The following is a 12,797-nucleotide window of genomic DNA, read 5'->3' as shown; positions in this document are numbered from 1 at the left end:
ATCACGACTGAGTCGGTGATGTAACTGAGATTTTTTGCTGAAATGGCGATGGGCGGCAATGAGAAAATCGAGACTGTGATAGGAAGTCAAAATAACGTATTCAGTGCGTTATCTAGTCGATTGATTTGTAAAGATTAGTCAGTAGTTAGTTGGATGCCGCACAAACTTGCAGAGGAGGTTACTGCTCGTTTGTGCGGCCTATTATGGCGTGATTTTAATTCAATGCAGCATTAGCAGGCACTTAACTATTGGACTCTGCATTAATTTTAGGATCAGCCACTTGCGCTGTTTCTTCCGCTTGCGCGGCGTTTTTTTCTGAGTCTTGCAACAGCTCGTAAATCACATGATCCACAAAACCGGCACCCGCAGCTTCGTACAGGTTGTAAACACTGTGTACGCCCGATTCGCGAAGTGCTGCAGCATCGTCACTGTACTGCACAATCGCACTGATCTTGCCTTGGTAATTCAGTTTCTTAAGTTGCTCAACCGCAAACATATTTCCCGCGTGGTGCGGCATGGCCAGCAGCACTAATTCAAGATTAGGTGCTCTGTCGAGTTTCTCCCAAAAGTCGGTATCCGCGGCGTCACCTTGCACTACGTTGCGGCCCTTGGCTTTATGTAAATCGACTAAGTCTTGCTTGTGCTCAATGCCGAGGATTTCGCCGTCAAATTGTTCCCTGAGTTCATCGTAGGCGCCGCTACCAATGCGGCCCATACCTAAGATTAAGAAGCGTGGGTTGCCAATGGCTATCGGTCTGTCTTCTGGATGCAATGGGCGTTTTTCAAGCTTGATTAAACGCTGCTGGAATCGTTGATAGATGTTACCTACGGTAGCGTTAAGCGGCGCGGCGAGTAAAAAACTAAAGCTTAATGCTACGGCGATGATCACTAGCCACTCGGGAGGTAACCAGCCTTTATAGGTGGCGACGGCGGCGACAATCAAACCGAATTCACTGAAGTTACCTAGGTTGAACGAGCCCAACATAGAGGTACGTGAACGCAGCTTAAAGCGGGTAAGAATGTAAACAAACAGCAGGATTTTAAGTGGTACTAGCAGCACTAACAGTGCTGCGAGAACGATATCCGATACTGTAGGTAAACCGTTGAGACCAATCGTTAAGAAGAAGGCCACGAGGAAGAGTTCTTTAAAATAGAATAGGGATTTTGCCAGCTCTGAGGACTTTTTGTGGCCCGCCAACAAGATCCCTATGATCAGTGCGCCGAGATCGGGTTTCAGGCCAACAGATTCAAATAACCAAGCGCCAACCACAAGTGCCATCACTAGACCAAACAGGACTAACAGTTCACCGTGGCCGACACGGTCGAAGGCTTTATAAATGAGCGGCTTAGCCAGTGGCAGTAAGAGTAATGCGAAGGCCCATACCGAAGGTACATCGCCCTTAGAAATTGTTAAAAACAGTACGGCGAAGATATCCTGCATAATCAAGATACCAATGGCGACCCGGCCGTAGAGGGATTGGACATCGCCCTTATCTTCTAACACTTTGACCGCAAATACGGTACTGGAGAAGCTTAACGCGAAGGCGATTAACGTCAGTTGCTCAAGGTTAAGGCTCGTGAGTTGGCTTAAACCCAGTAAGCCGAAGAGTTTCAGAATCGGCACAAAAACCACGATTGAGAGAACTAAGTGCACACTCGAACCCGCCCACACTTCGGCCTTGAACAGGCTGCGAATATCGAGTTTTAAACCAATAGCAAACAGCAGCAAAGTCACGCCTAGGCTGGCGAGTTCTTGCAGCAATGGCAGGCTTTCTTTATCTATCCCGAGGACGAATAGTACAAAGCCCGCCACTAAGTAGCCGATGAGCGGTGGCAGTCCTATACGGCTGACGAGCATGCCGCAGATGAGTGTGATAATGAGGATACCGGGTTCCATGATGCTCCAATCTAAAAAGTCCAAAATTATGAGTGATTGTATAAGAAATCTATGACACTGGAACAAAAAAGCGGACTTTTAATGAAAAAAGTCCGCTTTCTATTGGTGTTGCGGCAAATACACTTGCTGGTTAAAACCGGCGCGAGTTAAATCGCTTTAGTGGTCTAAGTCTAAATCGTGACTATTTCACCAGATGATCTAAATGGGCGGCAAAATCTTTAGGACCCATAAAACCAGTCACTCGTAAATCTTCCCTTTGCTCACCTTGTTCGTTAAACATCAACAACGTAGGCAAACCGAGCACATTGTATTTTTCGAGTAAGGCGACATCGACCTTGTCACTCTTAGTCACATCGGCTTGCAGCAGCACGATTTTATTCATGCGGGCTAACACGTCGGCATCCTTAAAGGTGATGGCTTCGAACTCTTTACAGGCAACACACCAATCGGCGTAGAGATCCAGCATCACAGGCTTACCTTGGGCGGCAGCGGCGGCGATTTCTTGCTCAAGATCTTCAATGGATTTAATCCGTTTAAAGCCATGGGCTTCTTCGGTCGTCGCCGCAGTGCCTACGGGATTGTGATTAAAACCCAAGTGGCCCATCACAGCTTGGAATCCGTAGGAGAAACTCGCCAGTAGCGTCAGAGTTAATAGCACTGAACGGACAGTTTGTTTCCAGTTGAAGGGACTGAGTTTGTTCTGATGCATCAAGTAGCCTGTGAAGCTCACGCCCCACAGTGACCAAAGCACATCGGATACCACACCCGTCCAAATGCGACCGAGCATTACGATAGACACAGCGATCAACAGGAAGCCGAAGACAGTCTTGATGATGTCCATCCAAGCGCCCGCTCTAGGTAATAATTTACCGCCTGAGGTGCCGATAATCAGCAGAGGTAAACCCATGCCCATACTCAGCACATACAGAGCTAGGAAGCCTTGGAGTAAGTCGCCGGTTTGCGCCACATAAACGAGCGCACCCGATAGCGGCGCGGTAGTACAAGGTGATGCGACAAGGCCAGAAATCACGCCCATCAAGAATACGCCAACTAAGTTGCCGCCTTTTTGGTTGTTCGATACTGAGTTCATCTTCTCCTGCCAGCTCGATGGCAGTTTTAAATCGTACAGGCCAAACATAGATAAGCTGAGCACAAAGAACAGAATCGCCAGAACCACTAACACGGCGGGATGTTGCAACGCCGCTTGGTATTTCAGTCCTGCCGATGCGACCACTAACCCTAAGATAGAGTAAGTGATTGCCATGCCTTGCACGTAGGCCATAGACAAGGTAAAGGCTTTCGCGGTTGAGAGTTTTTGCCCTTGGCCAACAATAATGCCAGACAAAATCGGGTACATAGGGAACACGCAAGGCGTTAATGCCAGACCGACACCTAGACCAAAGAAGATCACTAAGGTCCAAATCAGGCTGTCGTTTGACAGCATTTGGCTCAGGGTATCTTGCTGAGTAATAGGTTGGGTATTGGCTTTGTCGGCCGTGCTCGGCTCATTGCTGGCTGACTCAGTGCTGGCAGGCTTTGCTGCGGCGGTCGATTCGCTCGCTTCGGCACCTGCGATCAAGCCATCGTTGGCGGCAATCGCTTTTAGCACGACGTCACGTTTGGTCGGTGGATAACACAACTTGCCTTCGGCACAGCCCATAAAAGTGACGGTAAGCGTGGCATTTTCATCTGCCTGTTTTAACGCAACGGGAATATCCACATAGGTGTAATAGACTTCTTGCTCGCCAAAATACTCATCTTCATGGGGCTTGCCCTTGGGCAGCGCCACTGTGCCTAGCTCGGCGCCATTGACAGTAAATTTAAGCTTGTCGCGGTACATGTAGTAACCGTCGGCAATCACCCAATTGAGTTTGACCTGATTACCTTCTTGCTTGAAATCGAAGGCAAATGCTTGATCGACAGGCATCAATTCCGGTTCACTCTTCATGAAGTCGAATTTGTTACCGAAAACCCCTTCACTGTGCGCTAAGGGCGTGAGGAGCAATAAAGACGTGAAAATAAGGCTGAGTAGTTTTTTCATGGCTGAGTGTTGTCTTTTATCCAATCTAAGTAGGCTGGTAGCCCGTGAGTCACAGGCACGGCAATAATTTCGGGTACTTGATAAGGGTGGAGTCTAAGCACAAGTTGTTCTAACTCTGAATATCGACTTTGTAAACATTTAATCTGTAAGCTAAATTCTTGTTCTTCGCAGATTTTCCCTTCCCAAGCATAAATTGAACGTATCGGGGCGGAGATATGAACACAAGCGGCAATACGCGACTCAACTAAAGCCCGAGCCAAGGTATTGGCTTGTACTTCATCGGGGCAGGTAGTGCTAACCATTAAATACTGATGCTGCATGGTATTAGGTATCGTCTCTTAAGAATCTTAAAGTTCGCTTAAGCCAACTGAGTTAGGCTACTTTACGTGTTTTAATGGTCTCATACATTAGCGCGTTAACAAAAGGGTGAGCTAAATATCAGTTGTTAAATCCGTTGCTCAATCAGAGGTTATTAGCCCTTTAGTCTGTCGCAATGCTTAGCCTGACTTGAATTAAGACCGGATAGTCCCCATTTAGTTTACACAGATAGTCAGATAAACCTGAGGTCGGTATGTTTTTCATTATATTTTTACTCTTTGTGCTGATCCCAGTAATAGAGCTGTCGGTGCTGATCCGTGTGGGTGAAGTGCTTGGCACTTGGACTACCATAGGTTTAGTGCTGTTTACCGCCGTGCTCGGGGTCTCCTTGGTTCGCAGCCAAGGTTTAAGCACTTTAATGCAAGTACAGCAAAAACTCGCTCGCGGTGAAGCGCCGGGGCAAGAAATCGTCGAAGGCATGATGTTAGCCATGGCGGGTATTTTACTGGTGATCCCCGGTTTTGTGACCGATGCCATTGGCCTATTATTGCTGACGCCATTCACCCGTCGTCCCATTGCTGCCTTGCTGTTCAAGCGCATGCAGTTGCGGGTTGTGGCGGGGTTACAGGGCGGAATGCACGGTGGCTTTCAAGCGGGCCAAAGTCCCTTTGGGCCTAAACCGCAGGACCCATTTGGCCAAGCGCCGTTTGATGATAGCGTGAAGAAAGACGGTAATGTGTTTGAGGGCGACTTCGAACATAAAGTCGATCCGAGTGATATCAAGCCCGCGAGCCATCAGCTGCCTGATAAAGATCAGAATAAAGAACAAGATAACGCGCAGGATAAAGATCCTAAGCCTTAATCTGTTTTATGGTTTAGCTAATTTGGTTTGCGCGTTTATTCGTTTGAGCTTCTACCCAAACCTCGCTTCAATACCTGCGGCCTTCAGAATCCTCTGAGCTGCGCCGCTGGTGCATTTCATCCACTCGTTATAAAAATTCTACTGAGTTGAGAAAGGCTTCTGCGGTGCGGCGGTTTTGGCCGTTGTCATCATAGCTGGCGGTTAAAATCAGCAGGTGATTATTGTAGGCATAGGCATGCTGCACTAAAGTGCCAAGATCTTTACCCATATCCATACTGATCTCATAACCCCGCTGCCCGCCGTGTTCGATATATCCGCGCGTCAATTTCAGCTCATCTGTTCCCTGCATCTCTTTAAACTTTTTCGCTAGCGTGTTGGTGTCATCGAAGGAAAGCTCGGTAATGTCTTCTTCGTCTATGGTTTCAAACTGGGAGCTGTAGGCGATAACGCTCAATACCAGCGGTTCTTGAGCTTGCTTTTGAGTGGTGATGGTTTCAACGCTGACTTGTCCCGAGTTTTTATGTAGCGCCTTGGGATTAGGTAACATGTGCACTTTTACGGGGACAGAAGTTAATACATGGGATTCGAGGGGTTTGACCGCATACCATTTTTGATACGCCATAAAAACGAGGCCGAGCAGCACAGCTAGCTTGATGAGCTTCATATAACTTCCTTATTTAATAATCACTTCCTTGAGCTTGTCGCTCGCCATCAAGTGTAAATGGCAAGTCAGATAAGCGCAACAGATCGCAATAGCTAGGGGTGGGACATGTATTAGAAATGACCAGCCAGCCACGAGTGACTGACCGGCCGCGCCGGGAAGCGTTTTTGGAACAATTGCGGAGCTAAAAAGTTGAGTGTTATTTGTTAGGTGACTCACCTCCTATCGCTGTCGCTTTAATATTGAATACTAGGCTGTACATCACTGGCAGTACTATGAGTGTTAGCAGTGAAGCAAAACCAAGACCGAAGATAATCGTAATCGCCATTGAACCGAAAAAGGCGTCTGAGATCAGCGGGATCATCCCGAGCATAGTGGTAATCGCCGCCATCATGACGGGGCGTACGCGGCTGACACAGGAATCGACCAAGGCGAAATAAGCGGGTTTACCTTCACTGAGTTCGAGGTTAATTTGATCGACCAAGACGATACCGTTTTTAATCACCATGCCCGACAAACTCAGCAGGCCGAGTAGTGCCATAAAGCTGAAAGGTGCGTCGAATAACAAGAGTCCCGCAGACACACCAATCAAGGCCAAGGGCACAGTAAACCAGATCACTAAGGGCTGACGCACTGAGTTGAACAGGAATACTGTGATTAAAAACATCGCCAGATAACCCATGGGAATCGAGCTGAATACCGCGGTTTGCGCTTCGCCTGCGGTTTCAAATTCACCGCCCCATTCCAAGTGATAACCTGCGGGTAGGCCGATCGCTTCGACCTTGTCTTTTACTTTACGCAGTACAGAGTCGGCGGTTTCATCACTGCCAAGCTTAGGATCGGCCATTACAGCGAGCATACGCATACGATCTCGGCGCATCACCAGCGGGTTTTCCCACTCAGTGTTAAAGCTACTCACCACTTGGGTGGCTGGCACAAAGGTGTTGTGTTCGCTACTCCAAATTTGCAACTTCCATAGGCTGTCGGCCTGCAAACGCTCTTCGGCGGGCGCTCTGGCGACGATGGGTAACAAGTGGCTGGTTTCTCGGTATAAACCAATTTGCTTACCGCTAAAGTTAACCAATAGGGCATTGTCGAGATCTTGCTTACTGATCCCCGTTTCCCGCGCTTGGGCATTTTCCAGTTGCGGACGGATCAAGGGCACTTGGTTGCGCCAGTTGTGGCGTATGCCATCCATGCTCGGTTCGGCGTGGAAAATGGCCTCGGCTTGGGCGCCTAAAGCGCGCAGCACTTCAGGATTGTCGCCGTAGAAGCGTGCCTCAATTTTGGCGGCGGGCGAAGGGCCGTTTTCCATGTTTTTTAAGCGATATTGTGCCTGTGGGAAACGTTGATTTAACAAGGTTTCTAACTCTGGCATATAAGCTTTAACGGCTGCCAAATCTTGCATTTCAACAATCAACTGGGCAAAGGCGGGATAGCCTTTTTCCGGTTGATAAGGCAGGACGAAACGCTGCGAGCCTTGGCCAATAACGGTTGTTAAGTGTTTTAGCCCTACGTCTTTTTGCTCGTTCAGCGAGAGCATTAACTTTTCGATATCAGCGGTAAAGCGTTCGGTCGCTTTAATATCTGTCCCTTCTGGCATCCAGATATCCACAAAGAAAATCGGCGTGTTAGAGGCAGGGAAGAACACATTTTTAATATGACCAAAGCCCACCACAGCGCTGAACAGCATGGCGACAACCAGCAGAATACTCACCAATCTAAAGCGCAGCGCTAGGGTTAAACTTGCGCGATATAAGCTGAAGAACCAGCCCTTGTAGGGGTCTTGGGCTTCTTCATCGCTCGGCGCATCCTTAAATAACAGATGGCAGAAGAACGGCGTTAAGGTGATGGCGGTTATCCAGCTGATAAACAGCGAAATCATCAACACTTGAAATAAAGAACGGCAGAATTCACCGGCGGCATTTTGCGATAAGCCAATGGGCGCAAAGGCAATAATGGCAATGACAGTCGCGCCCAATAGCGGCCACTGGGTTTGAGCCACAATTTGCTTGGCGGCTTCGAGGCGCGTTTTACCACGGCGCAGGCCAATTAAAATACCTTCGGTGACCACAATCGCGTTATCGACCAACATGCCAAGGGCAATAATGAGTGCGCCGAGGGAGATGAGTTGCAGCTCAATCCCCAGCACTTTCATCACGATAAAGGTACCTAGAATCGTCAGCAGTAAGATCAGGCCCATCAACATACCCGAGCGCAGCCCCATAAACAGCAGGAGCACGGTGATCACGATAGCAATGGATTCTAATAAGTTGATTAAGAAGCCGTTAACTGTCTCATCGACCGCCTGACTCTGGTTGTAAACCGTCGCTAAATTCATGCCGATAGGGCGTTGGGATTCAAGCTCTGCTAAACGGTCACTGACCTTTTGTCCAACTTCGACCACGTTCACGCCACTAGAGAAAGAAATCCCCAGTGATAACGCCGCTTCGCCCTTGTTGTGGTAAAGCACATTCGGGGTTTCGTCGTAATCCTTTTCGATATTGGCAATGTCGCCAAGGTAAATCAGCTCAGTGCTACCCGGTGGGCTGACAATCAAGCGCGCCAGATCCTGCACATTGCTAAATTCGCCCGTGGGATGAATGCGGATACGGTTATCGCCAATCACTAAACTGCCCGCGTTGGAGACCACGTTTTGATTGTTCACTAAACCATAGATATAGCTTTGATCTAATCCCAGTGCCGACAGCTTTTGCTGGGAGATTTCAATCACGACTTGCTCGGTGACGCTGCCTGCAACTGAAACTTTTTTCACCCCGGGCACGAGCACGAGTTCACGGCGCAGATAGTCGGCGTAATTGCTTAACTCGCGGTTGCTGTAATCAGGCCCAGAGAGATTAAATAAAATGCCATACACATCGCCAAAGTCGTCCATCACCTGCGGCGCAGTGGTGCCCGGAGGCAAGTTGCCCGCCGTGTCGTTGACCTTACGACGCACTTCATCCCAGACCTGTGGCAGGGTGGTTTTGTCGTAGCTTTCTTTAATCTCGATTTGGATTTGTGACAGGCCCGCACTGTTAATCGAGGTCACATGCTTAATGGCATCGAGTTGCTGGAGGGCATCTTCGAGCGGCAGTGTGACTTCTTCTTCAACTTGTTCAGGTGATGCGCCGGGGTAAGCCGTGATCACTAAAGCTTCTTTAATGGTAAATTCGGGGAATTCTAATTGCCCCAAACCGGTAAAACTCACGCCGCCACCCACGAGTAGCAGCAACACAAACATCCAACTGATGACTTTGTGGCGTATCGAATACTCTGCAATGTTCATCAATTACACTCCACGCTGCCAGCGTAGTGGTTTGACTTTCATGCCTGCGGATAATTGAGACACCCCAGCGCTGACGATAAGATCGCCCTTGTTGATACCCGTTAAAATCTCAACACCTTGGTTACTTACGCGTCCTAGCGTCACCATAGTGGGTTTGACTTCACCCGATTGGGTTTGATAAACCCATACTTGCACTTGGCCATCTTGATTGCGTTTATCGATGGCAGTCACGGGCACTATGCTGGATGCAAGGGCGCTTGGATCTTTAACTAAGGCTAAGGTTAACTTGGCGCTCATCCCCGGAAGTAATTGAATATCTTGAGGTTGAGGCAATGAAAACACTACTTCATAGGCTTGAGTACCTGGGGTGACTTGGGTGGAGTATTCTTTAAATTTGGCGTCGAAACTCTGCTCGGGAAAGGCGCTAAAACGCACTTTAGCTGCAAAGTGAGCTTGATCGGTATATTGCTTCAGCCCCGCTGCCATCGCCTCGGGCACTTGAATGCTCACATCGAGCAAGTTGTTGTTTTGCAGTGTTAACACCCCCTTGATTAGCCTGCACTATTTGGTGGTTATCCACTAAACGTTTAGCAATCGTGCCGCTAAAGGGCGCGGTTAAGCGAGTGTAACTCAGCTGATCGCGTGCTGCCGCAAGGGCGGCCTTGGCCGATTTGAGCTGCGCTTGTGTGCTATCAAACTCAGATTGTGAAATCAGCTTACGATTGAGCAGCTCGGCCTTACGTTTAAAGTCGGCGGCTAACAGTTCGTGCTCTGCCTCACGGGTCATTAAGTTATTTTTGGCATCCCTATCGTCAAGCTGGGCGAGCAGACTACCTTGAGCGACTCTTTGGCCTTCGACTAATGTCAGTTCGGTGAGTTGCCCAGAAATACGGAACGACAATTCGGCGCGGCTATTGGCGGCAACGCGGGCGGGAAAGGTTCTGAAATCTCCAGCTTCTACGTTGAGCACTTCAAACAGTTTAACCGGACGGACAGTGTCCACTTGCACTGAACTTTCCGCTGGCGAACAACCACTGAGCAGGGCTGGAAGCAGCATAGCCAGTGGCAAGAGTCGATATGATTTCATGGTAGCGATTTCCTAGTTAACAAGTTGTCAGCATTTCTGAGCGCGAAGATAACAGCTAAAGTAGTTGCAATAAACGGGATACTTTGGGATTATCAGTCCCACATAATGAGATTGAACTTAAGGCCAAAATGAAGACAGAGGACTTAGCGTTATTCCACCGAATTGCTGAAACCGGTAGTTTGATTGAAGCGGCTGATTTACTTAACTTACCCAAATCGACCGTGAGTCGACGTTTGCAAGCCTTGGAAGATGAGCTGAATATTAAATTGTTCCACCGCCAGAGCCGCTCCATGACGCTCACCTCTGCGGGCAGCCATTTCTACCAGCGCTCGCAAAACATTCTGGCCCAGCTCGATGAAACCCTATTTGAAATGACCAATGATGATGCTGAGATCAGTGGCCATCTGCGCATTCAAATGTTCCCCATCCATAGCATGAAAATCTTGATGCAAGCCATTTTCCGCTTTATGGATATGCACCCAAAACTCACCTTAGAAGTCATCAGTAGCTCAGAATCCGTCGATATGGTGAAACATAATCTCGATGTGGCTTTTGTGGTCGAGCCCGCGTTGGATACCTTAGATTTAGTGGTGCGGCCGATTTTTACCACTGACTTACGTTTTTACGCCAGTCCTAAATATTTAGCGGCGCACGGCACACCTAAAACACCACAACAAATTGAATCGCATAATGTTTCCTTGTTCCGATTATCCAACGGAAAAATTTTCAATGAGTTATGGATAGGATCAGAGCAAGAGGTGAGAGTCAGAGGCAATTTCTGCTCCAACAGTGTCGAAGTGGCAGTTGAGTTTGCGTTGCAAGGGCGCGGTATCGTGTATGCGCCCGTTGAAGTGGTAGAGGAATATGTCCAAAGCGGTGAGTTGGTGACGCTGTTACCTGAAATCCAGCCCCACCAAGGCGAGTGCTTCTTAGCTTATCCATCAAGACGTTATGTGAGTTTAGCCAGCCGACGCTTTATCGACTACATAATGCAAGAGTTAGTGCCAAATGGCGTGCCGACTAACATGAGCGAGCAAGGTACACGTCGCTCCTGCAAAGCCTCTTCAGAAGCGTTTTCAGATGATGTTTTGCCACTTTCTAGGCAAAAAATCGAACTCGTTTCCCTTTAGCTCATGGCGTTAGCGGTTGTGACCTTTGTCGGTTCACAGATCCGCTGCGCCAGCCAGTAACAGGCAATCCCCATCAAAATATTGGTCACAGGCAGCGCCAGCAGCAGGCCTTTCACGTCACCTATGTACGATCCCAAGGCCGCCAACGGTAGCATAAGTAGCACTAAGCGGCACAGGTTGATCACCAGTGAACTCATAGGTCTGTGGTAAGCATTGAGCGACGTTGCGACAATAATCACTATACCTAAAGGTCCGTAGGCGCAGGGCAGCACTAAGATATAAAAACTCAACCACTCGATCACCAGCGGATCGGTACTGAATAAGTGCGCAATAGGCTCAGCTAAAAAGATCAGCGGGATATAGAGTAAGGTTTGGAAAACAAAAATAAATTTTATCGATAATAGCAGGGCTTCTTTCGCTCTTTGTGGCTGTCCTGCCCCTAAGTTCTGCGCGATAAAGGGCATTAAGCTCGACGATAGTGCCATCACTACTATTAACAGCACTGACTCTAAGCGAGTTCCAGCCCCAAAGGCTGCCACTGCGCTGTGGTCGATATGTGCCAACATCGCCATGATAACGGCATTGGCTAATGGATTGATTAAATTCATTAGCGCTGCCGGCTGGGCGATATGGGCTAATTTAGTCCAGTTGGCGCGCATTCTGTCGATGTCAAAGGCCGCCCATTCGAGCATCTTGCGCCTAACAATCAACAAATAGCCCGACAAAGATAAGGCAATCAACCAAGCGAACAGGGTCGCAATCGCGGCGCCTTGGATTTCTAGGCGTGGAAACGGCCCAATACCGAAGATCAATAATGGGTCGAGGATCAGATTGATGACCGCCGCCAATGCCATAATCATCGCGGGCGAGCGAGTATCGCCGGTGGAACGTAAGCCCTGATTACCCACCATCAACAACACCAGCAGCGGCGCACCGACATACCAGTAAATCATATAGTCGTGGATCAGCGGCAAGCTGTCATCGTTTGCTCCGAGTAAGCGAAACAGTGGCTCGATAAAAATGCTACCCAGGGCGGCTAAACTGGCAATCAAGCCAAAGGTCAGTAATAAGGCATCATGCAAGAATACTTTGGCCTTGTGGGCATTACCCGAACCGATAAGCCGACCTAAATTGGTCGAGACTCCAGCGCCAATACCAATGGCGATGCTCGAGATCACTAAGGTCACCGGAAAGGTAAAACTGATGGCGGCTAAGGCTTCGGTGCCCAATTGGCTGATAAAAAAAGTGTCAGCGAGGCTGAAACCTAGAATGGTCATAATGCCAATTAAGTTGGGGAGGCTCATGTTGAGCAGTACACGACCAATTGGCGCTGTTAGCAGCCCGTGTCTGTCTTTCATGGAAAAATAGTGCCTTGTTAGCGAGCGGAGGCGAGATTCTAGCAGGATTGTGCCGACTTGAAAAAACCGACATCAAAAAATTGAAGTTTTTTTTGTAAATGCCCTTGGATCTCGACACTATCAGCCCCATATCTCAGACAGCAAAAGAGCAGAC

8 protein-coding genes and 1 pseudogene are annotated in these 12,797 nt (G+C 48.6%); 2 read left to right on the top strand and 7 right to left on the bottom strand.

Features of this window, described 5'->3' with window-relative positions; translation table 11 throughout:
* Nucleotides 1-241: 241 nt before the first annotated feature.
* From DYH48_RS18330 to cutA, 3 genes are all read right to left on the bottom strand, one after another.
* On the bottom strand, nt 242-1,897 hold the full coding sequence (locus DYH48_RS18330) for a cation:proton antiporter domain-containing protein (protein WP_063883603.1): 1,656 nt from the start codon (nt 1,895-1,897) through the stop codon (nt 242-244).
* Nucleotides 1,898-2,078: 181 nt separating this feature from the next.
* Entirely contained in the window at nt 2,079-3,938 is a 1,860-nt protein-coding gene (locus DYH48_RS18325; protein ID WP_115335566.1) for a protein-disulfide reductase DsbD, read from the bottom strand.
* The gene (gene cutA / locus DYH48_RS18320) at nt 3,935-4,258 is read right to left on the bottom strand and encodes a divalent-cation tolerance protein CutA (protein ID WP_012088202.1); all 324 of its coding nucleotides are present in this window, start codon (nt 4,256-4,258) and stop codon (nt 3,935-3,937) included. Before cutA ends, DYH48_RS18325 begins: the two co-directional genes overlap by 4 nt.
* Before the next feature lie 251 nt (nt 4,259-4,509).
* Here cutA and DYH48_RS18315 point away from each other — a divergent pair, with 251 nt between their 5' ends.
* Nucleotides 4,510-5,118 carry an FxsA family protein gene (locus tag DYH48_RS18315; protein WP_115335565.1) on the top strand — a complete coding sequence of 203 codons (609 nt, stop codon included), beginning with the start codon at nt 4,510-4,512 and terminating at the stop codon, nt 5,116-5,118.
* A 127-nt stretch (nt 5,119-5,245) separates the two neighbouring features.
* Here the strand turns inward: DYH48_RS18315 and DYH48_RS18310 are convergent, their stop codons facing one another.
* The 3 genes and pseudogenes from DYH48_RS18310 to DYH48_RS18300 form a co-directional block, all read right to left on the bottom strand.
* A complete protein-coding gene (locus DYH48_RS18310; RefSeq protein WP_012088204.1) occupies nt 5,246-5,782 on the bottom strand; it encodes a hypothetical protein in 537 nt (178 codons plus the stop codon).
* Nucleotides 5,783-5,978: 196 nt separating this feature from the next.
* The gene (locus DYH48_RS18305) at nt 5,979-9,068 is read right to left on the bottom strand and encodes an efflux RND transporter permease subunit (protein WP_115335564.1); all 3,090 of its coding nucleotides are present in this window, start codon (nt 9,066-9,068) and stop codon (nt 5,979-5,981) included.
* Nucleotides 9,069-9,071: 3 nt separating this feature from the next.
* Nucleotides 9,072-10,155: pseudogene (locus DYH48_RS18300) on the bottom strand (efflux RND transporter periplasmic adaptor subunit).
* 128 nt (nt 10,156-10,283) lie between these two features.
* On the opposite strand from DYH48_RS18300, the gene DYH48_RS18295 reads away from it, so the two are divergent.
* Nucleotides 10,284-11,285, top strand: coding sequence for a LysR family transcriptional regulator (locus DYH48_RS18295; protein ID WP_106649375.1), 1,002 nt, complete (start codon nt 10,284-10,286; stop codon nt 11,283-11,285).
* Here the strand turns inward: DYH48_RS18295 and DYH48_RS18290 are convergent.
* Nucleotides 11,282-12,643 carry an MATE family efflux transporter gene (locus DYH48_RS18290; protein ID WP_115335563.1) on the bottom strand — a complete coding sequence of 454 codons (1,362 nt, stop codon included), beginning with the start codon at nt 12,641-12,643 and terminating at the stop codon, nt 11,282-11,284. The genes DYH48_RS18295 and DYH48_RS18290 overlap by 4 nt on opposite strands.
* Nucleotides 12,644-12,797 lie beyond the last annotated feature (154 nt).

This window comes from Shewanella baltica, assembly GCF_900456975.1.
In the GTDB taxonomy this organism is placed as follows: Bacteria; Pseudomonadota; Gammaproteobacteria; order Enterobacterales; family Shewanellaceae; genus Shewanella; species Shewanella baltica.
This window is presented reverse-complemented; position numbering and strand designations above follow the sequence as displayed.